Here is a 25,733-nt window from a genome sequence, read left to right on the forward strand (position 1 = left end):
CGCGGGGCCCGGTAACGGCCCCGGCTTCGGTATACGTTTCTGGGTGCGGCGGACCGTGTGCCTCGGGCCGCGTGCGTCAGGCCGCGTGGGTCAGGCCGCGTGCGCCAGCAGGTGGCGGACCAGGGTGATCAGGGCCTGTGCGGAGGACTTCTGGTCCCGGGCGTCGCAGAAGACGACCGGGGTGTCCGGCAGCAGGTCGAGCGCCTCGCGCAGTTCGTCCTCGGCGTGCTGCGAGTACGGGTCGAAGCTGTTGACGGCGACCGCGTACTCCAGCCCGTACGTCTCGACCAGGTCGATCACGGGGAACGTGTCGGCGAGCCGCGCCGGGTCGACCAGGAGCAGCGCGCCCAGCGAACCGCGCGCCATGTCCTCCCACAGCTCCACGAACCGCTGCTGCCCCGGCGTACCGAACAGGTAGAGCACCAGCTCGTCGCTGAGGGTCAGCCGACCGAAGTCCAGGGCGACCGTCGTCGTCTTCTTGTCGGGCGCCCCGCGCAGATCGTCGACCTGGGCGGCGGCCTGGGTCATCCGCTCCTCGGTGCGCAGCGGGGTGATCTCGGACAGTGTGCCGATCAGGGTCGTCTTGCCCACGGCGAAGTGCCCGACGACGAGGATCTTCGCCGCGCGCTGCACCGCGTCCGGCACATAGATGCTCTCAGCCGAACCGGACTTGGAGTCCATGCAACACCTCTTCGAGGATCTTCCTGTCAACGAGCTGGGCCGGCGGCGGCGCCTTCCGGCGCAGCAGGTGTCCCTGCTGGTTTAAGTCCTGGAGCAGGAGACGGGCCACCCCGACCGGCAGGCCGAGGTGACCGGCGACCTCGGCCACCGACAGATAGCCGCCGGAGCACAGCTCCCAGATCGCCTTGACCTCGGGGCCGGGGTTCGGCGGCGGCTGGCTCTCGGGGGCGAGGGTGACCAGCGTGACGAGGGAGAGATCCTCCGCGTCGGGCAGCCCCCGTCCGCCGGTGATGACATAGGACCGGACGAACCCGCTGCTGACCTGCTGCTCCTCGCCCGGCGCCGTCATATCTCGCTGCCGGCGTTCTGGCGGGGCGGCGTGGTCATCGCCTTCCCCAGCGCGGTGACCTGCTGCTGCATCCGGAAGGACATCGCCTCCATGTCCACGTCGGCGGCGGCGGTGGCGGCGAGGTAGGCGCCGGTGCCGGCGGCGATCAGGAAGATCCAGCCGTCCTCGTACTCCAGGAGCGTCTGCCGCCAGCGGCCCGGGTTGCGGGTCCCGATGAAGGGGGCGACGGCTCGGCTGAGGGACTGCATGGAGCTCATGGCCGCGGCGACGGTCTCCGCGTCGTCCCGGCCGATCTCGCTGGAGTTGGCGAGCAGCAGGCCGTCGGCGGACACCAGGATCGCGTGCCGGGCGCCGGGTACCTGGAGCAGGTCGTTGAGCACCCAGGACAGATCGGGGTTCACTGGAACTCGGGTCCTTCCGTCGTCGTCGTGTCGCGTCCGGACCGGGTGCCGCGCTGGAACGCGCCGAGTCGGGAGGCGGTCTCCTCGTTGCTGCGCACGGGCTGCGGTTCGGCCGAGGGCACCGCGGAGACCGGGCTCTTGCGACGACGCTTCGGCAGCCCCCCGGCGGTGGTGATCTGGGCCAGCGGCTGGGTGGCGGTGTCCGGCTGCGGGGTGGGCGGGAAGAGCGGGGTGGGCGCCGGGGCCGGCGCCTGCCACTGGTCCGCCCGCGGGACCGGCTGGATCTGCTGGACCGGCTGGGCCTGCTGGACCGGCTGGGCCTGCTGGTGGGTGGCGGCCGTGTCGGGCGCCTCGGCGGGCGCCGCGGCGGCCGGCGGCACCTCGGTGGTGAGCAGTTCGTCGGGGATGAGGACCACCGCGCGTACGCCTCCATAGGGGGAAACGGAGTCCACCGAGACCCGGAAGCCGTAACGGGCGGCGAGCATCCCGGAGACGGCGAACCCGAACTGCGGCGGGATGCCCAGGCTGGAGACGCTGATCGCGGCCTGGGGGGAGAGGAGGGCCGCCGCGCGGTCCTTCTCCTCCTGGCCCATGCCGAGACCGGCGTCGTCGACGATGAGGCAGACGCCCGTCGGCACGGCCTGGATGTTGATCTCCACCGGGGTGCCGGGGGCGGAGTAGTTCGTGGCGTTGGCGAGCAGCTCGGCGAGGACCACGGCGACGGGCTCCACCGCCCGGCTGACGACCGAGAAGTTCACCTGGCCGTTGACCCGGACCCGGTCGAAGTGCCGGATACGGCCCTGGGCGCTGCGGGCCACGTCGAAGACGGAGGCCACGGTCTCGCGCCGGCCGAGCCAGCCGCCGCAGAGCACGGCGATGCCCTGGGCGCGCCGGCCGAACTGGCTGTTGGCGTGGTCCATGGCCATCAGGTCGGCGAGGATGCCGGGATCGTCGCCGTACTTGCGCTGGGCCTTCTCGATCACGACCTGCTGCTCGTCGGCGAGGCCCTGGAGGGTGCGGACGGCGGCCTTGAGGACGGCCTTCGTCTCCTCCTCGGCGTCCTTGCGGACCTCCGCGAGCTCGGCGGACTGACGCTGGAGCAGACCGTTGTGGACGACGTGGAGTTCGTCCCGTTGGTGCAGGAGCGCGTCGCGCTCGCCGCGCAGGTCGTTGTTGTGTCTGCGCAGCTTGACGTTGGTCGCGCGAGCCCGCAGAACGGCACCCACGGCGACCAGCGCTACGACAACCAGCGCCCAGATGACGGGGCCCTGTGAAAATGTCATGAGACTCACTTCAAGTGCCATGGCGGAAACGGCTTGACACCCCGTCAGGCGGCACGCAGCCAGGGCTCGTTCGCCACGACCGTGCGCCGCTTCGGGAGGTGCCCCTCCGAAGGTGGGGCCGAGGAATTCATTCCTCCCGGAATGCCCCCATACGCCATCAGCCCACTGGAAGTAAGATGATCTTATCACCGGCCGCGCGCCGAAATGTCAAGGCCGCCACGCCAGTTGCCACTCGACGCAGGATGTTCACATTGAGGAGACGTGGCGGACGGCGTCCCGCCGTCGCTGGTGCGGCCCGACGGCTCAGAAGGTACGGAATTCAACGTTCCGATTTCTGTTCGGCCCCCGTGGGGCGCTCCCCGCCCCTGCCGTACTCTTCGGTGATTCCTGGTCGGCCGGGTGAAGGGGCGCATCGTGATTCGGGTTGCCGTCGTGGACGACGAGCAGCTGGTCCGGTCCGGGCTGAAATTGATCTTGGGCGCGGCCCCGGACATCGACGTGGTCGCCTGCTGCGACGGGGTGGACGCCGTCGATCGCGTACGGGAAGCACGCCCCGACGTCCTGCTGCTCGACATCCGGATGCCCGAGGTCGACGGGCTGACCGTGCTGCGGCGGGTGGGCGCGCTGACGGCGCCGCCCGCCGTGGCGATGCTGACCACCTTCGACGCGGGCCACTACATCGACGACGCGCTGCGCTCGGGGGCGGCCGGTTTACTGATGAAGAACACGGCCCCGGAGCAGCTCGTCCACGCGGTCCGCGTGCTGGCCGCCGGTGGCCGGATCCTGGCGCCCGAGGCGGTGGGCCCGGTGGTCGAGGGCTATCTCGCCGGGGGCCGGGACACCGGTGCGGCCGCCCGTACGGGGGCCCTGACCGGCCGGGAGGGCCAGGTGCTGGCCCTGGTCGGCGCGGGCCTGTCCAACCGGGAGATCGCCCGTGAGCTGCGGCTGTCCCACGGCACGGTCAAGGACCACGTCAGCGCGGTGCTGTCCAAGCTGGGCGGGGTCAACCGGGTCCAGGCGGCGGTGCTCGCGGACCGGGCGGGTCTGATCGACGGAGCGTCGTGAAGGACGTCCGCAGTTTCTCTTTCACCTCCCGCTTCACTCACCGTTTCACCTCCCGTTTCACCTCCCGCTTCTCCTCCCGTCGGAGGCGGGCCGTGGGACGGGCGGCCGTGCCGGTCGGGATCGCCGTGGCCGACGGGCTCCTCGTCAACGGCTACGAGCCGGGACCCGGTCTCTGGGTCGCGCTCGCCGCGGCGGGCGCGCTGGTGCTGCGGCGGCGCTGTCCCGAGGTGGTGCTGCTCGTCGGCCTGCCCGGGATGTACATCGGACACCTCGCGTTCGCCCCGCTGATCGCGCTGTACTGCCTCGCCGACCGCCGCCGCAATGTCGTCGGCGGGGTCGTGGGGGCCGTCGCGGTCGCCCTCGCGCAGTTCCTGCCCCACCCGGTCACGGATCTGCCGGAGCTCGCGGTGGACCGGGAGACCCTGATCGTGGCGATGGACTCCTGCGTCCTGGCCGCGGGGGCGCTGGTCCTGGGACGCACGTCCCGGGTGCGCCGCGAACGGCAGCGGGAGCTCGCGGAGGGCCGGGAGCGCGAGCACCGGCTCCTGGCCGAGAGGACCCTGTCCACCGAACGGGCCTGGCTGGCGCGGGAGATGCACGACGTCGTCGCTCACCAGGTCAGCCTCATCAGCCTGCAGGCCGGGGCGCTCCAGGTCGGCGAACCGGACACGGCCACCGTACGGGCGACCGCCGGGATCGTCCGCGAGCTCTCGGTGAAGACCCTCACCGAGCTCCAGCACATGGTGGGCGTCCTGCGCGCGGCCGGTGTCTCCGCGCCCGGCCTCGACCCGCAGCCCAGCCTCGCGGACCTGCCCGCGCTGGTCCGCGACTGCGGTCTGCGCGTCACGCTCGCCGCCCCGGACAGCCCCGGCCACTGGCCCCAGGCGGTGGAGCGGGCCGCCTACCGCACGGTCCAGGAAGCCCTCACCAACGTGACCAAGCACGCCCCCGGCGCCGAGGTGGACATACGGGTCCAGCCCCTGGACGGCGGTCTCCGGGTCGACGTCCGCAACACCGCAGCCGCCGGTGGCTCCACCGCCTCCCTCGACCTGCCCGGCGGCGGCCACGGCCTGATCGGTCTGCGTGAGCGGGCGCATCTGCTCGGCGGCACGTTCCACTCCGGGCCCGAGCCGGACGGCGGATTCCGGATCCGGGCGGTCTTCCCTTCCCGGCAGACCTTCTGAGGGTGTGTCCGCACCCACGGAAACGGCTCGTGCGGTCCTTCTCCAGGAGGAGATCCGGTATCCCGGCCCCCGCCGACCGGCGGGGGGTGCCCCCGTCGAATGGCTGGATAATTCGGACGGATCTCCCTTAAATCCATTGCCGCTTGCTGCTATTTACCTGGGAAAGCTAGGATCATGGCGCGCCTGACCAGCGCATGTTGTGCGGGAACGGAAACAGGAACGGGAACGGAAACGCCGTCGAGTACGAGGGGGCCGGGGGGCTCCTTTCGTGCGGAGGAGACCGTCATGGGAAAGAAGAAGGAAGCCCTTCGCTGGGCCCCGGTGGCCATTCTGCTGGTGCTCGCGCTGATCGCGCCGCTCTTCGGGGACAGTCCGACCGGCGTCGTGGTTCCGCTTCTGCTCGCGGTGATGCTCGCGGGCGTCAATGTCACCGCGCGGAAGACCATGCAGAAGTAGGCCGACCGGCCGCGTGGGCCGGCCCGCGGTGCGCGGCTGTTCAGCCGTGCGACCCGGCGGTCGAGGCGCGGGTCTCCAGGGACCAGGCGTGACGGCGGACCGTGTCGGGGGTGGCGCGGTCCGCGAGGATGTCGCAGAGCAGCTCGGCGCAGGCGCGGCCGTACGCGGCGGGGCGCAGGTCGACGGCGGTGACCGGGGGGTCGGCGGCCCGGGTGGCGGTGCCGTCGACGCAGGACGCGACGAGCAGGGCACTCCCGCTCTTCCCGCTGCCGCCGACCTCCCAGCCCAGGGCCGCCGCCGCGCGCAGGACGCCCGGGGCGGAGCCGTCGGGGGCACAGATCACGGCGTCGACGGCGGGGTCCGCGGTGAGCAGTGCCCGGGTGGTCTCCTCGACCTCGCCCGGAGTCGCCGCGAACGGCACCGTGCGTACGGTCACCTCCACCCCGTGGGCCAGGCCCCATGACCGGGCCGTCGCGCGCAACGCGGTCGCCCAGGCGGAGGAGCCGGACGGGGCCAGGAGCGCGGGGCGGCGGGCTCCACGCTCGGTGACATGGTCGAGGAGGGCGGTCAGCGAGGCGGCGTTGTCGCAGACCACGGCGCCGCTGGGGCCGGTGGCCGGGCCGAGGTAGCGCTCGCCGGTCACCACCGGGACGCCCGCGTCGAGCAGCCCCGGCACCGCGCTGTCGCCGACCTCGGGGTCGATCACCAGCAGCCCGTCGACGCGCGAGGCGATCCGCCCGCCCGACGCCCCCGAGGGCGCGAGCAGCACCACGTCGAGCCCGTCCTCCTGGGCGCGCTCGACCGCCCCGAAGGCGAGGTTCATGTAGTAGTCCAGCCGGGTCGCGGTTCCCGGCAGGTGCAGCCCGACGGCCCCGGTGCTGGCGCGGCGCAGCCGCCGGGCGGCGCTGTTGGGGCGGTAGCCGAGCTCCTCCGCCACCGCGCGGACCCGGTCCCGGGTCGCTGCGGCGACCCGGCCCGAGCCCTGGAGCGCGTCGGACACGGTGCTCTTGGAGACGCCGGCGGCGCGGGCCACGTCGAGCAGGGTCACGGTCGGGGAGGTCACGGGGGTGAAGTCTAGGCGGTCGCGATGTCGGCGGCCGTGCGGGCCGGAGGGTTGCCGGAACGTTCCGGCAGGGTTAGATTCGATCCGTTGCCGGAACGTTCCGGCAGTCGTTCGCGTCACCCCGTCTTCCGCATCACCCCGCCTTCCGTGTCCCCCCTGTCCCCGCCCCACGTCCTCCTCCGTCCTCCCCCGTCCTCCTCCCCACGCCCCTGGAACTGGAACTGGTCATGCGTCTGATCACCGCGTACAACCCGCCCGCCTCCCCGACCCGGACCCGCCCCGCCGACCGCGCCCCCCTGCGCGTCGCGGCCGTCCAGCAGCGCTGGCACCGCGACCCGGCCGAGCACCGCGCCGCCCTGCTGGAGGGCATCCGGATCGCCGCGGCGGAGGGCGCCCGGGTGGTCTGCCTCCAGGAGCTGACGCTCTCGCCGTACTTCGCCGTCGTCCGCCGCGCCGACCACCCCGAGCCCGCCGGACCGGAGGAGCTGCTGACCGGCCCCACCTTCACGTTCGCCGCCGAGGCCGCCCGCGAGCACGGGGTGTACGTGCACGCCTCGCTGTACGAGAAGGCTCCGGCGCCCGGCGGCGAGGACGACGGCCTCGGCTACAACACGGCGATCCTCGTCGCCCCCGACGGCACCCTCGCCCAGCGCACCCGCAAGACCCACATCCCGGTCACCGAGGGGTACTACGAGGACGACTGGTTCCGCGCCGGACCGGCGGGCGACGACGCCTTCCCGCTGGTCACGGTCGACGAGGCCCGCTTCGGCCTGCCGACCTGCTGGGACCAGTGGTTCCCGGAGCTCGCCCGCGCCTACTCCCTCGCCGGGGCCGACGTCCTCGTCTACCCGACCGCCATCGGCTCCGAGCCCGGCTTCCCCGGCTTCGACTCCCAGCCGCTCTGGCAGAAGGTGATCACCGGCAACGCCATCGCCAACGCCACCTTCATGATCGTGCCGAACCGCATCGGCGCCGAGAACGGCCTCACCTTCTACGGCAGCTCCTTCATCGTGGACCCGTACGGCCGCGTCCTGGCCCAGGCCCCCCGCGACGAACCCGCCGTCCTGGTCGCCGACCTCGACCTCGACGCCCGCCGCGACTGGCTGGAGCTGTTCCCGTTCCTGACCACCCGCCGCCCCGACGCGTACGCCCCGCTCACCGAAACCCGCTGAGAGAGGGGGGCGGGTCGTCAGGGGTCAACCCGCCCCCGCGTAACGGCTCCTGGGCCGGGCCAGGCCCAGGTGGCCGCGGAGCGTCGTCGCCCCGTACGCCGTGCGGAACGCGCCGCGCCGCTGGAGCTCCGGCACCAGGCCGCGTGTGATCGCGGTGAGGTCGTGCGGCAGGACGCCGGGACGGAGCCGGAAGCCGTCGAGCCCGGCGGCACGCCAGTCCAGCAGCAGGTCGGCCAGGTCGCCGGGCGTGCCGGTGAAGATCGTGGCGTCGGAGGCGAGCCGGGCCCCGGCCAGTTCGTCCAGACGCTCCTTGCGGCGCTCGGCCTCGCCCGGCTGCTCGTCCAGCAGGACCACCAGGTCGGCGAAGCGCAGCAGTGGCCGCTCCCGTATGTCCCGGCCGGTGCGCTCCACCGCCGCGCCGACCTCCGCGAGGACCGCGGCGACCCCCGCCCGGTCGTGCGGCGTGAGGTGCACGACGTCCGAGGCCAGCGCCGCGAACCCGTACGGTACGGAGGCGTGCGCGAGGCTCACCACCGGCGGTGCGCCCTGCGGTGAACGCGGCGTGATCGAGGGGCCCTTGACGGAGAAGTGCGTGCCCTCGAAGTCGATGTGGTGCACCTTGTCGCGGTCCAGGAAGCGGCCCGTCGCCGCGTCCCGTATCTCCGCGTCGTCCTCCCAGCTGTCCCACAGCCGCCGCACCGCCTCCACCACGTCCGCGCCCTCCGAGAACAGCGGGCGCAGCCGGGCGGCGATCAGCTCCGGGTCGGTCACGTCGTCGTCGGTGAGCTGCGGGGTCGGGCGTCGGCCGAAGTGCCGGGCGTCGGCGGCGCGGGAGGAGATCTGCGGCCGCCAGCCCGCCCGGCCCCTGCTCGCATGGTCGAGCGTGGCGATGCCGATGCCGACGTGGAACGGCTCGGTGTGCGTGACGTTCGTGGTGGGGACCAGCCCGATGCGGGTGGTGAGCGGCGCGAGGTGGGCCGCGAGCAGCACCGCGTCCACGCTGCCCCGGACCTGGTCGGTGCGGTCGTCGGGCCGGTGGAAGGCGGCGGACTGGAGGCCGAGGGCGTCCTCGAAGGTGACGTAGTCGAGCAGTCCGCGCTCGGCCTCGGCGACGAGATCGGCCCAGTAGGCGGCGGACAGCAGCTCGCCGGGCCGCGCCCCGGCGGCCCGCCATGCCGCCGGGTGCCAGCCCGCGCCGTCGAGCGCGGCGGCGAGATGCAGCGGGGCGCCGGTCATGCGGTGCTCTCCTTCTCTTCCTCTTCGTTCTCGTAGTTCGGGGACAGGCCGAGGTGGTCCCGCAGCGTCGTTCCCGTGTAGTCCTCGCGGAACACGCCCTTCTCCTGGAGCAGCGGCACCACCCGGTCCACCACGTCGTCCAGCCCGCCGGGGATCAGATGCGGTACGAGGACGAAGCCGTCGGCGCCCTCCGTCCGCACGAAGTGGTCGATGGCGTCCGCGACCGTGCGCGGGCTGCCGACGAACGTCGGCCGGCCGCCGACCTCGATGACCAACTCCCGTATGGACAGGTCCCGTTCCGCTGCGAGCTCGCGCCATCGCCGGGCCGTTTCGGCCCGCCCCTTGCGGAACACCGAGTGCCCCTTCAGGAAGTGCGCCTCGTCCTCCGGCTCGACGTCGGGCAGCGGCCCGTCCGGGTCGTAGGCGGACAGGTCGCGGCCCCAGACGGCCTCCAGATGGGCGAGGGCGGTCCCCGGGCTCACCAGCTCGCGGGCGATCTCCTCCGCGTACGCCGCCGCCTCCTCGTCGGTGTCGGCGACGACCGCGTTGGCGGTGGGCAGGATCTTCAGGTCGTCCGGCGCGCGGCCGTACCGGGCCAGCCGCCGCTTCACGTCCCGGTAGAAGGCCTGGGCCGCGCCGAGTTGGTTGTGCCTGCTGAAGATGACGTCCGCGTCGGACGCGGCGAACTCGCGGCCCGCGTCGGACTCGCCGGACTGGATGACGACCGGGTGCCCCTGCGGGCCCGGCGGGGTGGAGAACCGGCCCGCGATGTCGAAGTGGTGCCCGTGGTGGGCGAACCGGCCCGCTCCGGCCCGTACGAACGCGCCCGCCGCCGCGTCCGCGCGCAGGTCGCCGTCCGCCCAGCTGTCCCACAACGTACGGGCCACAGCCAGGAATTCGGCGGCCCGGGTGTACCGGTCGGCCTCCGGCAGGAAGCCGCCCCGGCGGAAGTTCTCGCCGGTGAACGCGTCGTAACTGGTGACCACGTTCCAGGCGGCCCGCCCGCCGCTGAGCCGGTCGAGGGTCGCGAACCGGCGCGCCACCTCGTACGGCTCGTTGAAGGTCGCGTTGACCGTGGCGGCGAGCCCGAGGCGGGTGGTGACGGCGGCCAGCGCGCCGAGCATCGTGAGGTTCTCCGGGCGGCCCGCGATGTCCAGGTCGTAGATCCGACCCCGGTGTTCGCGCAGCCGCAACCCCTCGGCGAGGAAGAAGAAGTCGAACTTTCCGCGTTCGGCGGTCTGCGCGAGCCGGACGAAGGAGTCGATCGCGATCTGGCTCCCGGACCGGGGATCCGACCAGACGGTCACGTTGTGGATGCCGGGCAGCTGTGCGGCGAGGTGGACCTGTCGGGCGGGTGGTGTCCGTCTCGTGCTCATGCCGGGCCGCCCTCGCTTTCCGCGGTCGTCGTGGCGACCTTCCGCCGGGCCGGGAAGCCCGCGTCACGGGCGTACAGGACGACCGCGATCACCGGCAGCAGGAGCAGCAGGACGGTCCACGGGAAGGACGCGCTGCCGGCGGAGTCGAGGAGGATCCCGCCGACGATGCCGCCGCCCGCCATGGCGGCGTTCCAGAGCGTGACCAGCATCGCCTGGGCCGCGTCGGCGGACGTGCCGCCCGCGTCGCCCACGGCCGTCTGGAGGAGGGTGGGGATGCCGCCCCAGCCCAGGCCCCACAGCGCGGCGGCGGCGTAGACGAGCGCGGTGGTGTCGGAGAGCACGGCCAGCAGGGCGGCGGCGACGGCGACCAGCAGGGCCCCCGCGACGGTGAGGCCGCGCAGCCGGTCGTGGATCAGGGCGCCGGTGATCCAGATGCTCGCCAGCGAGGCGGCGCCGAAGACGAGGAGGACCAGCCCGGTGGAGCCGCCGAGGCCGAGGTCGTCGAGATACGCGGCGATGTACGCGTACAGGACGGTGTGGGCCAGGACGAAGACCAGCGTGACGAACAGGACCGGGCTCACCCCCGGGATGCGCAGGGTCCGCAGCATCTTCGGCCGTTCGCCGCGCCCCTGCCCGGGGAAGTCCGGCACGGCCGCGTGAATCCACCCCAGGAGCAGCACGGTGAGCCCGGTCATGGAGAGGAACGCCACGCGCCAGCCGAGCGCGTCGCCGAGGAACGTCCCGGCGGGCACACCGAGCGACAACGCGACCGGGATACCGGCCATGGCGATGGCGATGGCCTTGCCCTGGAGGTGGACCGGAGCCATCCGCCGCGCGTATCCGGCGAGCAGCGCCCAGGCCAGACCGGCCGCGACCCCGGCGACGAACCGGGCCGCCATGGTCAGTCCGTAGCTGGACGACACGGCGGTGACGGTGTTGGCGAGGGCGAAGCCGGCCATGGCGGCGAGGAGCAGCCGCTTGCGCCGCCATCCGGCCGTGGCCGCCGTCAGCGGGATCGCGGTGAGGGCGGTGCCGATCGCGTAGACCGTGACCGTCTGCCCGGTCGCGGACTCGCTCACCCGGAGGTCGTCGCTCATGGCCGGGAGCAGGCCTGCGGGGAGGGTCTCGGTGAGGCTGGTGATGAAGACGGCGGTGGCGAGGGCGAGCAGCGCGAGCAGGGGGAGCTTCTGCCGGGGCCGGTCCTCGTGCCGGGGTTCCGGGGCCGCCGGGGCCGCCGGGGAGGCTGCGGTGGTGTCGGGTGCGGTGCTCATGGGGTCTGCTCCTGGTCTCCCGGTACGTGGGTGGCCTCGACGGGCGAGCACGACTGTGCGCCGGAGGGCTTCGGGAAACCTTCGGGAGTTCTTCGGAGACGCCCGCGACCAGCCTTTTCCTCGCATGTACGGTGGCGCGTATGCGGTTTGGGGTGCTCGGGCCACTCGTGGTGGGGGACGGCGAGGGGAACGACGTCACCGTCCCCGAGCGCAAGGTGCGGGCCCTGCTGGCGGACCTCCTCGCCCACGACGGCGGCCCGGTCTCCGCCGACCGGCTCATCCACGACCTCTGGGGCGACGCGCCGCCGGGCCGGCCCTCGGGCGCGCTGCAGGCCAAGGTCTCCCAACTACGCCGGGTGCTCGGCCGCGACCGCGTGGTGCGGCAGCCCCCGGGCTACCGGCTGCGCCTGGAGCGCGGTACGGACGAGGTGGACGCCGACCGCTTCCGGGCCCTGGTGACCGAGGCCCGTCCCGTACGGGATCCCCGCGCACGGGCCGCGCTGCTCACCGAGGCACTCGGGCTGTGGCGGGGCCCCGCCTACGCGGACTTCGCGGACGCCCCGTTCGCCCGGGAGGCCGCGCAACGCCTAGCGGAGCAGCGGCTGTCCGTGCTGGAGGAGCAGGCGGAGGCCCGTTGGGAGGCGGGGGACCATGTGCTGCTCGCCGGGGAGCTGGCCGATCTCGTCGCCCGGCACCCGCTGAGGGAGCGGCTGCGCGCGGTCCAGATGCGGGCGCTCTACTCGGCGGGGCGCCAGAGCGAGGCCCTCGCGTCGTACGAGGACCTCAGGGGCCGCCTCGTGGAGGAGCTGGGGGTCGACCCGGGGCCCGAACTGGCCGCTCTGCACCGGGCGGTGCTGCGGCAGGATCCGTTGCTGATGCCCTTGGCTGCGCATTTGTCTGTGCCCTTGTCCGGGGACTCGCACGTGGTGTCCCGGGTGTCCCGGGTGTCCCGGGTGTCCCAGGGGAACCTTCCGCTGCCCCTCACTCCTCTCGTCGGCCGCCGCCGGGCACTCGCCCGGATCTCTCAACTCCTCTCCAGCGAACGGCTGGTGACCCTCACCGGGCCCGGCGGTGTCGGCAAGACCAGGCTGGCGGTGGCCGCAGCCACCGCCGAGAACGACCACGCCGCGACCGGCCGGGCGGGGGAGGGCGTCTGGTTCGTCGAGTTCGCGGGCGTCCGCGCCGGCACGCCCGCCGACCTGGCCCAGATCGTCGCCGCCACCCTCGGCATCCGGGACGACGCCCCGAGCGCCGCGCCGGGCGCGGGCGCCGGGTCCCTCGACCTGCCGCGCCGCCTCGCCGCCGCCCTGCGCGACCGCCGGACCCTGCTGGTCCTGGACAACTGCGAGCACGTCGTGGACGCCGCCGCAGGACTGGCCGAGCTGCTCCTGCGCACCGCCCCCGGGCTGCGCGTCCTCGCCGCCGGTCAGGAGCCCCTCGGCCTGGCGGGCGAGGCGGTGTTCCTGGTCGAACCGCTCCCGCCCGCCGAGGCCGCCCGGCTGTTCGTGGAGCGGGCCGGAGCCTCGGCCCCCGGCTTCCCCCGCGATCCGGACGGGCCCGAGCGCGAGGCCGTCGCCGAGATCTGCCGCCGCCTCGACGGCATCCCGCTGGCACTGGAGCTCGCCGCGACGCGCGTAAGAGCCTTGGGCGTACGGGAGTTGGCGGCGCGGCTGGGTGACCGCTTCCGGGTCCTGACCACCGGACAGCGGGGCGCCCCGGCCCGCCAGCAGACCCTGCGGGCGGTGATCGACTGGAGCTGGGAGCTGCTCGGCGAACCCGAACGCATCGTGCTGCGCCGCCTCGCCGTCCACCGCGACGGCTGCGACCTCGCCGCGGCCGAGGCGGTGTGCGCGGGGGGCGGGGTCGCCCGGGAGGATGTGCTCGACCTCGTCGGGCGGCTCGTCGACCGGTCCCTCGTGGTCGTGGCGGACGGCCCCGACGGGCCTCGCTACCGACTCCTGGAGTCCGTCGCCGCGTACGCGACGGAGCAACTGCACGCCACGGAGGGCCTCGCGGCCGTACGCGACCGCCATCGGCGCCACTACCTCGCGCTCGCCGTGCGTGCCGAACCTCATCTGCGCGGCGGGGGGCAACGCGCCTGGCTGGACCGGCTGGACGCCGAGGCCGGGAATCTGCGGGCGGCCCTCGACGCGGCGGTGCGCCGTGCGCCGGCCGAGCCGGATGACGTGGGTGAGGCCGTGCGGGCGGCCACTGCCCTGGCCTGGTGGTGGCTGCTGCGCGGCCGCCTCACCGAGGCCCGCCGGAGTCTGTACGCGGTGCTGACGGCCGTACCCGAGGGATCGGCCGACGCGGCCGAACTGACGCTCCTGCACCGGGCGTTCGCCCTGCTGACCGGCGACGCCGACGGTACTGGGGACACCGGCGACACCGGCGACACCGGCGAGGTCGGTGAGGTCGGTGAGGTCAGGGAGGTCGGGGAGGTCGGCGACGTGGCCGAGGCCGTTCCGGACCCCGTGCGGCGGGCCCGTGCGCTGTGGCTGTGCGCGTACGGCCTGTTCAGCGCGGGCGACACGGCCGGGGGCGAGGCGCTGAACGCCCGCGCGCTCGCCCTCTTCACCGCCGCGGACGACCCGTGGGGCACCGCGGCCGCGCTCGGCCTGCGGTCGACGCTCGCGCTGGTCGGCGGGGACCTCGACGGACTCGGCCGCGACGGCCTGCGCAGCGCCGCACTCTTCCGCGAACTGGGCGACCGCTGGGGCGAGTTGCAGACCGTGTCACCGCTCGCCGCCCTCGCCGAGATCAAGGGCGCGTACGAGGAGGCCGGGCAACGGCAGCACGAGGGCCTGCGCATGGCGCGGGAGCTGGGCCTGGAGGCCGAGGTGTCGGCCCGGCTCTCCGGACTCGGCCGGCTGGCGTTGCTCGCCCGCGACTGGGACCGGGCCCGCGATCTGCACGAGCAGGCGCGCCGCATCGCCGCCGAGCAGGGCTACACGTACGGCGAGATCCACAGCGGGATGGGCCTCGCCCTCGGCGCCCGCCGCTCCGGCGACCTCGACGCCGCCGAGGCGCACCTCCTGCGGATCCGCGACGGGTTCGCCGCCGTGTCGTCCCGGGCGGGTGACCATCTGCTCTGCGCGGAGCTCGGCTTCATCGCCGAACTCCGGGGCGAGGCGGGCCCGGCCGCCGCGCACCACCTGCGCGGCCTGTACATCGCCCGGGTCCTCGCCGAGCCGCGCGCCCTGGCCCTGTCCCTGGAGGGCCTGGCCGGGGCGGCGGCCCTGGCAGGGCGGCCGGCGGGGCGTAGGCCGGAAGCCGTCTGCGCCGCCCGTCTCCTCGGGGCCGCCGCTGCCGCCCGCCGCAGCGCCGGAGCCCCGCTGCCGCCCGCCGAACGCGCCGACGTCGACCGCGTCACGGCGGCGGCGCGGGCCGTCCTGGGCGCACCGGCGTTCACGGAGGCGTTCGACCGGGGCGGCCGGGAGAGCGCCGAGGACGCGGTGCGTGGGGCCCGGGCGCTGGCGCGGTCGCTGCTGGACGGGCCCGCGCCTCTGCGCACCTGACCCGCCGACCCGCCCCCCCGCCCTCCCCCCGGACCCGCACCGATACGTACCTGAAACAGAGCCGCGCGGTGTTCGAAGCACGCCCCTGACCAGCCGGAAGCGGCGTCCCCCGAGGCTGTCCGCATACCCCGTTCCCGGGGTATGCGACCGTCAGGAGACCTGTGCCGTGCTGAGCCCACCGGAGGCCGCAGCGCCTGCCACGGACGCGGCGCCCCACCCCGGGCCCGCTCCCACCGAGCCCGATCCCACCGAGCCCGATCCCACCGAGCCCGATCCCACTGGGCGTGCCGCCCGCCGCCCATCCGCCCGTTGGGCCGCCGCCGCGGCGGTCGCCTGGGCGGCGGCGATGGCGCTGCACGCGTGGATCCCGAACGCGGGAGTCAACGCGGGCAGCCTCTTCCAGACGCTGCTGCCCTGGACGGGCCTCGGCGTGCCGTTCCTGCTCGTGCTCGCCGCCGTACTCCGGTCCCGGCTCGCCGCCGTCGCGGTTCTCGCGCCCGCCGCCGTGTGGGTCACACTCTTCGGCGGAGCGCTCACCGACAAGGGCTCCGGCGGCGGCAGCGGTGGTGGCGATCTCACGGTGGTCAGCCACAACGTGGACGAGGGGAACACCGACCCGGCCGGCACCGCGCGCGCACTCGCCCGGGCGGGCGCGGACGTGCTGGCGCTCGAAGAGCTGTCCGACGCCTCGGCGGCCGTCTACGCGCGCGAGCTGGCTTCCGCCTACCCGCACCACGCGGTGCTCGGCGGGGTCGGCATCTGGAGCAGGCACCCGCTGGCGGACGTGAAGGAGGTGCCGATCATGCCGTGGACCCGCGCGATGCGCGCCACGGTCCGGGCCCCGGACGGACCGCCCGTCGCCGTGTACGCGGTCCACCTGGCATCGGTACGGGTCTCGGCGGCCGGCTTCACGACGGGCCGCCGCAACGAGGCGGCCCGCGAGCTGGCCGCCGCACTCCGGGCGGAGCCCGCGCCCCGGGTCGTGGTGCTGGGCGACTTCAACGGTACGCACCAGGACCGCGCGCTGGCCCCGGTGACCTCGCAGCTGCGGTCCGCGCAACGGGAGGCGGGCGCCGGCCTCGGGTTCACCTGGCCCGCCGCGTTCCCGATGGCCCGCATCGACGACGTACTGGTACGGGGGATGACCCCGCGCGCCGCCTGGACCCTGCCCGCCACCGGCAGCGACCACCTCCCCGTCGCGGCCACGCTGAGCCGGTGACCGGGTCTCCCGCCCTCCCACGACTACGATGCGACCGATCGACCTATGACCGATGACCTCGAACGCCCAGGTAGGCAGCGTGTCCGAAGCCCGGGGCCCGGCCCCCGTCAGCGTGCTCGTGGTCGAGGACGACGCCACCATCCGCCGCGCCGTCCAACTGGCCCTGGAGCGTTACGGCTACCGGGTCGACGTGGCCGCCGACGGGCTCAGCGGTCTGGAGGCCTTCCGCGCGGGCGCGCACGACCTGCTGATCCTCGACGTGATGCTGCCCGAGCTCGACGGCATCGGTCTCTGCCACCGGATCCGCGAGGAGAGCCCCGTACCGGTCCTGATGATGTCAGCGCGCGGCGACGCCCTCGACGTGGTCGCGGGCCTGGAGGCGGGGGCCGACGACTACATCATCAAGCCCGTCGACACCGCCGTACTGGTCGCCCGGATCCGCGCACTGCTGCGCCGCGCCACCTTCGGGCCGGACCAGGAGGGACTCGCGCCGAAGAAGTCCGACCGGGCTCCCGACCAGGCCCCCGACCACGTCCTGACCTTCGGCGACCTGAGCGTCGACACCCTCGGCATGGAGGTGCGCCGGGCCGGTGAGACCGTGTCGCTGACGCCGACCGAACTGCGCCTGCTGCTGGAGTTCGCCGCCGCGCCCGGCTCGGTCCTCGACCGCCGCCGGCTGCTGCGCGACGTGTGGGACTACGGCTGGGAGGGCGACACCCGGGTCGTCGACCTGTGCGTACTGCGGCTGCGCAAGAAGATCGGCAGCGGGCGGATCGAGACCGTCCGCGGCTTCGGCTACAAGCTCGTCCGCGGCTGAGCGGCCGGGCGTTCGCCGTGGACTTCCTCAACCCCCGCGCCCTGCGCTGGAAGATCGCCGCACTCGCCGCCGCCGCGTGCTGCGCGGTCGCGGCTGTGATCGGCTTCCTGGTGCACGACGCGACCCGCGAACGCGGTCTGCGCGTCGGGAACGACCGGGCGCTGACCCGGCTGATCGCCGCCGAGCGGGAGTTCGACCGTACGGGGAGGGCCCCGGCCGACATCGACGTACGGACCAGGGCGGAGCTGCCGGAGCCACTGGCGCGCGACCTCGCCGACCTCGACGAGCAGCCGGGCACCGGCCGCGGATACGCCACCTGGTACGACGCCGATCCGCCGAACTGGTACTGGATGTGGGGCGCGGTGGCCGTCGGCGACGACCGGATCCTCGTCGTGCGGGACGACATGAGTACCGAGGTCCGCAGCCTCCAGCTCCTGGACCGCAGCATCGTGAAGTCCGTCCTCGCCGCCCTCCTGTTCGTCGTCCCGGTCGCCGCCCTAGCCACGGAACCGATCAACCGGCGGCTGCGCCACGGGGCCCGTACCGCCCGCCGGATCGCCGACGGCGACCTGGACGCCCGCATCGGTCCCGCCGGGCGGTCCCGCGACGAGATCACCGAGATGTCGGCGGCCGTCGACGACATGGCGGACGCCCTCCAGCGCAAGCTGGAGAACGAACGGCGCTTCACCGCCGATGTCGCGCACGAACTGCGCACCCCGCTCATGGGCCTGGTCACCGCCGCCGGGCTGCTGCCCGAGACCGATGAGGCGACCGGTCTCGTACGGGACCGGCTGCGGGCCCTGAACGCGCTGGTCGAGGACCTGTTGGAGATCTCCCGCCTGGACGCGGGCGTCGAGCGGGCCCGCCTCGACCCGGTGCCGCTGGGCGAACTGGTCGCCGACGTGGTGCGGCGTACGGGCACGGACACCCATGTCACCGCGACGGATGCCGAGGCGGACGGCGAGATGGTGGAGACCGATCCGCGCCGGGTGGAGCGGATCGTGGTCAACCTCGTCACCAACGCCCACCGGCACGGCGCGGCCCCCGTCGAGGTGACCGTCACCGGGGCCCGGATCGCCGTACGCGACCACGGTCCCGGCTTCCCGCCCGACCTGCTGGCGCGGGGCCCGCAGCGCTTCCGTACCGGTGCGAGCGAACGCGGCCGGGGGCACGGTCTCGGCCTGACGGTCGCCCAGGGCCAGGCGGAGGTGCTCGGCGCCCGGCTGACCTTCGCGAACGCACCCGGCGGGGGAGCCCTCGCGACCCTCGACCTGGCCCCACCGCCACCCTCGCCCGCCGCCTGATACGGAACCGAAACGCACTCTCGCGGGGGCGGAAACGGCGCTGTACGGGTCCGGAAGAACGACTCCTCGAAGGTGACTGCGGTACGGGAAACCGCGCGCGTCACCTGGAGGAGCCCATGCCCGCAGCCCCCGCAGCCCCCGCAGCCCCCACCGTCACCCCTTCCGCCGGGAGCGGTGTGCGCTTCCGCCGCTCGGTCCTCGTACCGCTGACCGCCGCCGTGGTGCTCGCGGCCGGTACGGGAGGGTGGTACGCGTTCGGCGGCGGCGGGCCGACGACCGGGCCGGCCGCCGCCGGGAGCCCGGGGGAGGAGGTGGCGCCGCTCGCCAGGTCGATGCACCTGCCCTGGCCGCGCGAGGGCCAGGCGAGCGTGGCGGTCGAGGGGATCGGCAGCCTCGGCACCCGGGGCGAGCAGAAGCCGGTCCCGATCGCCAGCGTCACCAAGGTCATGACCGCCTACGTGATCCTCAAGGACCACCCGATGCGGGCCGGCGCCCCCGGCGCGACCGTGGTCGCCGATCAGCGGGCGGCCGACGAGTCGTACTCCTCCGTCGAGACGACCGCCCCGGTGCTCGCCGGGTGGGAGTACACCCAACGCCGGTTGCTGGAGCTGATGATGGTGCCGTCGGGCAACAACGTGGCCCGGCTGCTGGCCCGTTGGGACGCGGGCGACGAGAAGGCGTTCGTCGCGAAGATGAACCGGGCCGCCGCCGGACTCGGCATGCGCGCCACCACGTACACCGGGGTGAGCGGCATGGAGACGAGTACGAGGAGCACGGCGGCCGACCAATTGAAGCTGGCCCGCGCCGCCATGAAGGACCCGGCCTTCCGGCAGATCGTGGCGACCGGCTCCGTCACGGCCCCGGGCGCCGGGGTGACCTTCCGCAACACCAACAAGCTGCTCGGGCACGACGGGGTCATCGGACTGAAGACCGGCTCGTCCACCCCGGCGGGCGGCAACCTCGTCTGGGCGACCAGGCAGAAGGTCGCCGGGGCCGATCGCCTGGTCATCGGCGTCGTGCTGCACCAGCGCGCCGGTACGTCGCCGGCCGAGGGCAGCGCCGCCGCTCATGAGGCCAGCCGCGCCCTGATCACCGCGATCCGCGCGGAGCTCCCGGCGGCGGCGAACAGGGCGTAGCGGCAGGGGCCTTGCCGGACGTCAGCGGAGGGTCTTCAGCGCAGGGTCTTCAGCATCTCCGCGGAGAACGGGGTGATGTCCGCCGTACGCCCGTGCAGGGTCTTCGCCGCCCACTCGGGGTCGGAGATCAGCGCGCGGCCGACGGCGACCATGTCGAACTCGTCGCGCTCCATCCGGTCCAGCAGCTGCTCGATGCCGGTGACCTTGGAGTCGTTGCCCTGGAAGGCGCTGAAGAAGTCGCCGTCCAGGCCGACCGAGCCGACGGTGAGGGTCGGCCTGCCGCTGATCTTCTTCACCCAGCCGGCCAGGTTCAGGTCGGAGTCCTCGAACTCCGGCAGCCAGTAGCGGCGGGTGGACGCGTGGAAGACGTCGACGCCGGCCTCGGCCAGCGGCGTGAGCAGGGCGTCCAGCTCCTCCGGGGTCTGCGCGAGCTTCGCCTCGTAGTTGTCCGACTTCCACTGGGACATCCGGAAGAAGAGGGGGAAGGCGTCGGAGACGGCGGCGCGGCAGGCGGCCACGATCTCGGCGGCGAACCGGGTCCGGGCGACCAGGTCGCCCCCGTAGGCGTCGGTACGCCGGTTGCTGCCGGACCACAGGAACTGGTCGATCAAGTAGCCGTGGGCGCCGTGCAGTTCGACGCCGTCGAAGCCGAGGCGCTCGGCGGCGGCGGCCGCGTCGGCGAAGGCGGCGATGACGTCGTCGAGGTCCTTCTGCGTCATGGCGCGGCCCTTGGGCTCACCGCTCAGGGACACACCCGAGGGGCCGACGGGCTCGGCGTCCGGGACGGGCCCGGCGCCCTCGGTGCGGGTGACGCCCACGTGCCAGAGCTGCGGAATGATCGCGCCGCCCGCCCGGTGCACGGAGTCCGCGACGTGTCCCCAGCCCGCGAGCGCCTCCTCGCCGTGGAAGCGCGGGACCCGGTCGCTGGTTCCGGCGGACTCGTGGTCGACGTAGGTGCCCTCGGTGATGATCAGCCCGACGTCACCGGCGGCCCGGCGGGTGTAGTAGGCCGCCACGTCCTGCCCCGGAACACCGTCCGGCGAGAACTGCCGGGTCATGGGCGCCATGGCGATCCGGTTCCGGGAGGTGAGGCCGCGGACCGTGAACGGGCGGGAGAGGGTGTCCGCCGCGCGGGCTGCTGCGCTCGCTTCCGCCGGGGCCGTCACATCTGTCAGGTCTGTCACGTCGGGGTCCTGTTCATTGCGGGGGTGGTCCACCCGGCCCCAACGCGCTCGCGCGGCGTTGCCATCCCGGCATCGGCTCCGATCAGGGTAAAGAGTAGGCAAAGAACGGAGTCCGCCTCCGGTGCCCCCCGGGGCGGGCGTACTCGACCCCGCCCCTACTCGGACCGCTCCGGCTTCTCCGGCTTCTCCGGCAGTTCGAGGTCCGTGCAGGCCCCGCGCCGCATCTGATCCGCCCCGAACGCGGACACGTACTCGCGCAGCAGCACGCGCTGCTCGTACCGTTCGGCCTCGGTCGGCGGCACGTACGTCGTGCCCGGCTTCCGGTGCCGGTCGGGATAGTCCTGACCCCAGCGCGCGGCGAAGCCGACGTCGTCCCCGTCGCATCTGGCGACGGCCCACGCCCGGTGCTCGGTGAGGGCGGGCCTCCGGGCGGCGCCCCGGCCCATCGGCAGAGGGTCGGGGTCCGAGCCCATCTCGTGGACCCGCGGGCCCCAGTCGCCGAGCCAGGAGGTCAGCTCGACGATCGACATGCCCTTTCGCGCGTCCGGGTACGCCTCCGTGGCGCGCAGGGTGCACCGGCCGACGATCCCGCCGTCGGCGATGGCGATGCGCACTTCACCGTCGCGCCCCGCCGCCGGGACGCGGCCGGTGGCGAGGGCGTCGCAGGCGGTGCCCTTCGCCCGGGCGCGGGGCACCAGGGCCCCCTCGTCCGGTACCGCGCCGTCCGCCGGGGCGGGCAGCGGCTTCCCGCCGCAGCCGGCCTTTTCGGTCACGACGTTCGTCATGCGGACCGCGAGCCGCAGCATGGCCGCCTTCTCCGCAGGGCTGTGGACGGAGGGGGTCCGGGTGCGCACGAGCAGCCTGCGGCGCTCCGGGACCGCCTTCTCCTCCGCTTCCCTCTTCTCTGCTTCCCTCTTCTCCGTCGCCGACAGGACGCCATGCGGGCATTCCGGCATCAGATGGACGATGCCGGGGTCCTCCTCGAAGCCGGGCAGACCGCCCGGCAGCACGGCGTCCGGCGGACGGGACGATCCCGCGAACCCGAGCAGCTGGTCACGGTCGTGACCCGCCGGGTAGGTGTCGACCGAGATCACGGCTCTGTCGTTCTCGTTCCTCAGCACACAGCTGTACGTGCCGGTCTCGGCGTCGAAGGACTCCTCCGTCTTCCCGAGCCGCAGGTCCGTCCGTACGATCTCCAGGTCTTCGGTGGGCAGTTGGCCCCCGCACGCCTCGCGCGCCAGCCACCAGTCCTTCACCGGCTCCCGCACCGAGTAGCCGACGATCAGCAGGACGATCACCGCCCAGAGCGCGACCACCAGCCCCGTGCGGTGCCGGGAGGACCAGTCCTTCACCTGGTCCTCCAGCCGGGTCCCCGTCCGATTCCCCGCGCTCAGCTCCACTTCCGCATCCCCCGCTCGCCCGTACGCCACATCCGTACCAGTGTGATCAATGGCCCGAGGCCCTGGCCGCCCGGGTCACTCGGAGGGCTGGGCGCCGGCGGATTCGGCGGCGCCGGCGAACGTCGGAGCCAGCGCCGCCCGCAACCGGTCGGCGAACTCCGCCTCGCGGTCGGCGAACTCCGCCTCGCGGTCGGCGAACTGCGGGTACTCGCCGGCGAAGTGATGCCACTCGACGTAGCCCAGCGCCACGTCCAGGTCCTCGCTCCCCACCCACTGCCGCCCGGTCTCCGGCCACTCCCCGCTCAGCCGGAACACTTCCTGGAGCAGGGCCGGGGGAAGCGGGTGCCGCTCTGCGAGCAGGGTCGCGTCGTAGAGGTCCTTGCCCTGCGCGTACGCGTCGTTGACCAGCCACATCACCTTCCAGGCCAGGGACAGCGCGGGGGTGGCCCCGTACAGGACGCCGCCGGACGGCAGCAGGATCCGCTCGGGCGGGTCGGGCAGCCGCTCGCCGAACACGAAGTCCAGCTGCACCCAGCCGCCCGAGGTGCCGGGCGCCTCCCAGGGCAGCATCATGCGGCGGCCCGGCACGCGTTCGTACGTCCAGATGTCCTCGCACACGGCCCCGGCGGCATGGATCCGCACCCCGTCGGAGCTTCCCGCGGCCCGCACCTCGGCCGCCGCCGCGACTCCGGCCAGCAGCTCCGCGGTCCGCTCCTCCTCCATCCGCCACGACGCGGGAGTCACCACGAAGTCCAGATCACCGGGCTCGCGCGCCTGCTCGCCGAACCACAGGGCCATCAGCACACTGCCGCGCACCACCAGCGCCTCCGCCCACGGGGACGCGGCCACTCCGTCCCGTACGGCGGTGAGCGCCGCGGCCCGGGCGGTCTGCCAGGCCCGGGTCGTGCCGGGGGACGGGAAGACCGGGTCGGCGACGCGGAAGGCGTTCGGGAACTGCTTGAGCGCCGGGTCGAAGACGGTTCGCTGGACGGCCTCGTCGTCCAGCACCCGGAGCATCGTCCCGGGCGCGGCGTCCAGGAAGGGGCGGCGCGCGTCCAGCCCCGCCGTGGACGGAACGGGCGTGGCCGCGGGCACCACCGTGGGAAACGGCGGTCGCTGTTCGGTGCTCATGCTGCGTCCAACCATCCTTCGTCCAGCTCCGGACCGCTGTCCAGGAGCACGTACTCCCGCTCCACGTCGACCACTTCGTACGCCGTCAGCTCCGCGAGGAGCGCGTCCAGCAGCAGCGCCGCACGCCGGTCGCCCGTCCGGTGGCAGCGCTGGGTGACGAAGCGCTCCACCCGGCCGTCCGCCCGCTGCCGGCGCGCGTTCCACGAGACATGCGCCCCGTGCCGTACGGCCACCGCGACGAGGGCCTCCCGGCCGTCGTCCGCCGGGTCGAGCAGCAGCTTCACGTGGTGCTCGAAGTGCCGCCCGGCGTACGGGTGGTCCGGGCCGCCCGGTACGTCGGCGTCGTCCCGGGGCACCTCCGCCGCCCACGGCGCGCACTCGACCTTCACGCGCGCCACGGCGAACCCGTCCCGGGCCAGCGCCGCCCCGGCCTCGCGGACGGCGGCGAGCTCGTCCTCGTACGACGGCCGGCTTCCGCGCAGCGTCAGCATCGGCTGGGAGGCGGTCCGTCCGCGGGCCAGCGCGATGTGCGTGAACTTCACGCCGGGCCGGCGGCCGGCCCAGCGCTCCAGCCTGCGCAGTTCGTCGCCCTCGCACAGCAAGGTCATATGGCTCTCGTACACCGGGCCAGCATGCCGCAGCCCGAGTCGAACGGGCATGCGGATTACCGGGGCGGCGCTCGGAGGCCCACTGTCAGACCCTCGGGGGACAGAGGCCGCTGACCCCGAAGCCGCCGCTGCCGGGCGAAGCCCCGCGTATGTCGCCGGCTCCCTGCAGATGTGTCCGTAGTCGGTAACCGAGGCATCCCGCCGGGGCGTCCGCCTGTCTGGATGGGTGCACGGCATCGGTGGAGACGGCATCGGTGGAGACGGCGGCAGTGGCGACGGGCAAAGGGGCGGGCGGACATGGCGAAGGACAGGGGAAGGGCCTGGCACAACCGGTTCCTCGCGGCGGTGATCGGCGTGACGGCGCTGGCCGCCGCCTCGGTGTGGACCGCGCAGGCCGACACCGCCGGAGGGCAGCAGCCGCAGGGGCGTGTCTCGTCGCCGGACGCCCGGGACCGGCCCGTGGCCAAAGTGGCGGCGGACATCGCGCACGCCTCGGACCGGGGGGCCCGGGGCGTCAACATCACCATCGACGACGGGCCGGACCCGGTCTGGACGCCGCAGGTGCTGCGCCTGCTGAAGGACCGCGGTGTGAAGGCCACGTTCTGCATGGTGGGCACCCAGGCCCAGGCGTACCCGGACCTGGTCAAGGCGGTCGTGGCGGACGGCCACCGGCTGTGCAACCACACCGTCTCGCACGACACCACCATGGACACCAAGTCCGAGGCCTACCAGTCCCAGCAGATCCTGGACGCCGAACGCATGATCACCAAGGCGTCCGGCGGCGTCCGCTCGCAGTACTACCGGGCCCCGGGCGGCGCCTTCACCCCGTACAGCCGGCAGCTCGCCGCGTCCCACGGGATGCGCCCGCTGGGCTGGAACGTCGACACCAAGGACTTCGAACATCCCGGTGCGGACACCATGGTCGCCACGGTCAAGCGCGAGATCTCCAACGGGCCGACCGTCCTCTTCCACGACGCGGGCGGGGAACGGTCCGAGACCGTGGCCGCCCTGCGCGAGGTCCTGCCCTGGCTGAAGGAGCAGGGTTACTCGTTCGGCTTCCCCGTGCGGTGAGCGAGGCCGGCCCCGTCGGAGTCGTGCGCGTTCAGCTGGCCCAGACGACCGGATTGTCGCTGTACGCGTCGCCCTCGTCGAACTCGGCGCCCGTGATGGGCGCGGTCTTCGTGGCGCTGAGCGAGCAGGTCTCGAACGACGCGCCCTTGGTGGTGAAGTCGCGGGGCGCGGACTCCCGGTCGCACTTGTCCGGGAGGCCGCCGATCAGGATGACGCCCGTGCCCGCGCCGCCCTCCAGCACACCGTCCAGCTTCAGCGACGCGTACGACAGGTCGGTGCCGCCGACGTTCTCCACCTTCATCTTGATGTAGTAGGGCGTCATGCCCTTCGCCTTGTCGCCGAAGGCGGCCATGTCGGCCTCGGTGCCCTTCTCGATCGCCGTGACGGTCACGGCGATCGTGCCCTTCTTGTCGCTCGTGTACTCGAACGGCAGAACGGCCCGGTCGCCGACCTTGAGCTTCGTGCCCGGGGCGGTGACGTCACCCTCGGCCGGAGCGTCGCCGTTGCCGGTGTCGTCCCCGCTGCCGTCGGCCGGGCTCTCGCTGCTCGGCTCGGACGAGGAGGGGGCCGGGTCCGACGCCGATGCCGATGCCGCCGGTGTGTCCTTCGCCGCCGGCTCACCGTCGTCGCCGCTGCAGGCCGAGAGGCCGAGTCCCATGGCGACCGCGGCAGCCGCGATAACGATTCGTCGCTTGTGCACTATGACTACCTCACTGGTTACGACAGCCGCCGGTGCGGCAGCTTCGAACGTTCGATTGGAGCTGCGTTCCGACGGGGTTCCGTCGGGTTGACGGGCACTGTGTCACAC

23 protein-coding genes are annotated in these 25,733 nt (G+C 73.7%); 10 read left to right on the top strand and 13 right to left on the bottom strand.

The features are described from left to right. Positions 1-90: 90 nt before the first annotated feature. The 4 genes from ACIQPT_RS06810 to ACIQPT_RS06825 are packed head-to-tail and all read right to left on the bottom strand — an operon-like array spanning position 91 to position 2,714. Positions 91-681: a GTP-binding protein gene (locus tag ACIQPT_RS06810; protein WP_401153351.1), complete on the bottom strand. Its 591-nt coding sequence runs from the start codon at positions 679-681 to the stop codon at positions 91-93. Continuing rightward, a complete protein-coding gene (locus tag ACIQPT_RS06815; RefSeq protein WP_103509648.1) occupies positions 656-1,030 on the bottom strand; it encodes a DUF742 domain-containing protein in 375 nt (124 codons plus the stop codon). The genes ACIQPT_RS06810 and ACIQPT_RS06815 overlap by 26 nt, the downstream gene beginning before the upstream one ends. After that, complete coding sequence (locus ACIQPT_RS06820) at positions 1,027-1,431, bottom strand: roadblock/LC7 domain-containing protein (protein ID WP_384336039.1); 405 nt, start codon at positions 1,429-1,431, stop codon at positions 1,027-1,029. The genes ACIQPT_RS06815 and ACIQPT_RS06820 overlap by 4 nt, the downstream gene beginning before the upstream one ends. Further along, on the bottom strand, positions 1,428-2,714 hold the full coding sequence (locus tag ACIQPT_RS06825; protein WP_401153353.1) for an ATP-binding protein: 1,287 nt from the start codon (positions 2,712-2,714) through the stop codon (positions 1,428-1,430). Before ACIQPT_RS06825 ends, ACIQPT_RS06820 begins: the two co-directional genes overlap by 4 nt. Before the next feature lie 414 nt (positions 2,715-3,128). Between ACIQPT_RS06825 and ACIQPT_RS06830 the strand changes: the two genes are divergently transcribed. The 3 genes from ACIQPT_RS06830 (at position 3,129) to ACIQPT_RS06840 (ending at position 5,419) form a co-directional block, all read left to right on the top strand. Then, positions 3,129-3,779, top strand: a complete 651-nt coding sequence (locus ACIQPT_RS06830) for a response regulator (protein WP_401153355.1) — start codon at positions 3,129-3,131, stop codon at positions 3,777-3,779. A gap of 92 nt (positions 3,780-3,871) precedes the next feature. Next, a complete protein-coding gene (locus ACIQPT_RS06835) occupies positions 3,872-4,963 on the top strand; it encodes a sensor histidine kinase (protein ID WP_401153356.1) in 1,092 nt (363 codons plus the stop codon). A gap of 285 nt (positions 4,964-5,248) precedes the next feature. Then, a complete protein-coding gene (locus tag ACIQPT_RS06840) occupies positions 5,249-5,419 on the top strand; it encodes a hypothetical protein (protein ID WP_401153358.1) in 171 nt (56 codons plus the stop codon). Between the two features lie 40 nt (positions 5,420-5,459). On the opposite strand, the gene ACIQPT_RS06845 is transcribed toward ACIQPT_RS06840, so the two are convergent. Continuing rightward, a complete protein-coding gene (locus ACIQPT_RS06845; protein WP_401153359.1) occupies positions 5,460-6,482 on the bottom strand; it encodes a LacI family DNA-binding transcriptional regulator in 1,023 nt (340 codons plus the stop codon). Positions 6,483-6,709: 227 nt separating this feature from the next. Between ACIQPT_RS06845 and ACIQPT_RS06850 the strand changes: the two genes are divergently transcribed. Next, on the top strand, positions 6,710-7,654 hold the full coding sequence (locus tag ACIQPT_RS06850; protein WP_401153361.1) for a carbon-nitrogen hydrolase: 945 nt from the start codon (positions 6,710-6,712) through the stop codon (positions 7,652-7,654). Positions 7,655-7,678: 24 nt separating this feature from the next. Here the strand turns inward: ACIQPT_RS06850 and ACIQPT_RS06855 are convergent, their stop codons facing one another. Genes ACIQPT_RS06855 through ACIQPT_RS06865 form a run of 3 tightly spaced genes read right to left on the bottom strand, consistent with a single transcriptional unit; the run spans position 7,679 to position 11,537 of the window. Beyond that, positions 7,679-8,890: an LLM class flavin-dependent oxidoreductase gene (locus tag ACIQPT_RS06855; RefSeq protein WP_401153362.1), complete on the bottom strand. Its 1,212-nt coding sequence runs from the start codon at positions 8,888-8,890 to the stop codon at positions 7,679-7,681. Further along, a complete protein-coding gene (locus tag ACIQPT_RS06860; protein WP_401153364.1) occupies positions 8,887-10,266 on the bottom strand; it encodes an NtaA/DmoA family FMN-dependent monooxygenase in 1,380 nt (459 codons plus the stop codon). The genes ACIQPT_RS06855 and ACIQPT_RS06860 overlap by 4 nt, the downstream gene beginning before the upstream one ends. Continuing rightward, positions 10,263-11,537, bottom strand: a complete 1,275-nt coding sequence (locus ACIQPT_RS06865) for an MFS transporter (protein WP_401153365.1) — start codon at positions 11,535-11,537, stop codon at positions 10,263-10,265. The genes ACIQPT_RS06860 and ACIQPT_RS06865 overlap by 4 nt, the downstream gene beginning before the upstream one ends. 140 nt (positions 11,538-11,677) lie before the next feature. Here ACIQPT_RS06865 and ACIQPT_RS06870 point away from each other — a divergent pair, with 140 nt between their 5' ends. The 5 genes from ACIQPT_RS06870 to ACIQPT_RS06890 all read left to right on the top strand — a co-directional run bounded on the left by ACIQPT_RS06870 (position 11,678) and on the right by ACIQPT_RS06890 (position 19,531). After that, the gene (locus tag ACIQPT_RS06870; RefSeq protein ID WP_401153366.1) at positions 11,678-15,055 is read left to right on the top strand and encodes a BTAD domain-containing putative transcriptional regulator; all 3,378 of its coding nucleotides are present in this window, start codon (positions 11,678-11,680) and stop codon (positions 15,053-15,055) included. A gap of 166 nt (positions 15,056-15,221) precedes the next feature. After that, positions 15,222-16,274, top strand: coding sequence for an endonuclease/exonuclease/phosphatase family protein (locus ACIQPT_RS06875; RefSeq protein ID WP_401153368.1), 1,053 nt, complete (start codon positions 15,222-15,224; stop codon positions 16,272-16,274). Between the two features lie 52 nt (positions 16,275-16,326). Then, positions 16,327-17,091 carry a two-component system response regulator CseB gene (gene cseB, locus ACIQPT_RS06880; RefSeq protein WP_401153370.1) on the top strand — a complete coding sequence of 255 codons (765 nt, stop codon included), beginning with the start codon at positions 16,327-16,329 and terminating at the stop codon, positions 17,089-17,091. A gap of 17 nt (positions 17,092-17,108) precedes the next feature. Then, positions 17,109-18,395 carry a sensor histidine kinase gene (locus ACIQPT_RS06885; protein WP_401153371.1) on the top strand — a complete coding sequence of 429 codons (1,287 nt, stop codon included), beginning with the start codon at positions 17,109-17,111 and terminating at the stop codon, positions 18,393-18,395. 116 nt (positions 18,396-18,511) lie between these two features. Beyond that, positions 18,512-19,531: a D-alanyl-D-alanine carboxypeptidase family protein gene (locus tag ACIQPT_RS06890; protein ID WP_401153373.1), complete on the top strand. Its 1,020-nt coding sequence runs from the start codon at positions 18,512-18,514 to the stop codon at positions 19,529-19,531. A 35-nt stretch (positions 19,532-19,566) separates the two neighbouring features. Here the strand turns inward: ACIQPT_RS06890 and ACIQPT_RS06895 are convergent, their stop codons facing one another. The 4 genes from ACIQPT_RS06895 to ACIQPT_RS06910 all read right to left on the bottom strand — a co-directional run bounded on the left by ACIQPT_RS06895 (position 19,567) and on the right by ACIQPT_RS06910 (position 23,869). Next, positions 19,567-20,706, bottom strand: a complete 1,140-nt coding sequence (locus ACIQPT_RS06895; RefSeq protein WP_401153555.1) for an NADH:flavin oxidoreductase — start codon at positions 20,704-20,706, stop codon at positions 19,567-19,569. A 164-nt stretch (positions 20,707-20,870) separates the two neighbouring features. Next, complete coding sequence (locus tag ACIQPT_RS06900; RefSeq protein WP_401153375.1) at positions 20,871-22,115, bottom strand: hypothetical protein; 1,245 nt, start codon at positions 22,113-22,115, stop codon at positions 20,871-20,873. 75 nt (positions 22,116-22,190) lie between these two features. Continuing rightward, entirely contained in the window at positions 22,191-23,246 is a 1,056-nt protein-coding gene (locus tag ACIQPT_RS06905) for a nucleotidyl transferase AbiEii/AbiGii toxin family protein (protein WP_401153376.1), read from the bottom strand. After that, a complete protein-coding gene (locus ACIQPT_RS06910; RefSeq protein ID WP_401153378.1) occupies positions 23,243-23,869 on the bottom strand; it encodes a hypothetical protein in 627 nt (208 codons plus the stop codon). The genes ACIQPT_RS06905 and ACIQPT_RS06910 overlap by 4 nt, the downstream gene beginning before the upstream one ends. A gap of 282 nt (positions 23,870-24,151) precedes the next feature. On the opposite strand from ACIQPT_RS06910, the gene ACIQPT_RS06915 reads away from it, so the two are divergent. Next, positions 24,152-24,925 carry a polysaccharide deacetylase family protein gene (locus ACIQPT_RS06915; protein WP_401153380.1) on the top strand — a complete coding sequence of 258 codons (774 nt, stop codon included), beginning with the start codon at positions 24,152-24,154 and terminating at the stop codon, positions 24,923-24,925. Positions 24,926-24,956: 31 nt separating this feature from the next. Here ACIQPT_RS06915 and ACIQPT_RS06920 read toward each other — a convergent pair whose 3' ends face one another. Further along, positions 24,957-25,628: a hypothetical protein gene (locus tag ACIQPT_RS06920; protein WP_401153557.1), complete on the bottom strand. Its 672-nt coding sequence runs from the start codon at positions 25,626-25,628 to the stop codon at positions 24,957-24,959. Between the last annotated feature and the right edge of the window lie 105 nt (positions 25,629-25,733).

This window comes from Streptomyces sp. NPDC091289 (genome assembly GCF_044757365.1).
In the GTDB taxonomy this organism is placed as follows: Bacteria; Actinomycetota; Actinomycetes; order Streptomycetales; family Streptomycetaceae; genus Streptomyces.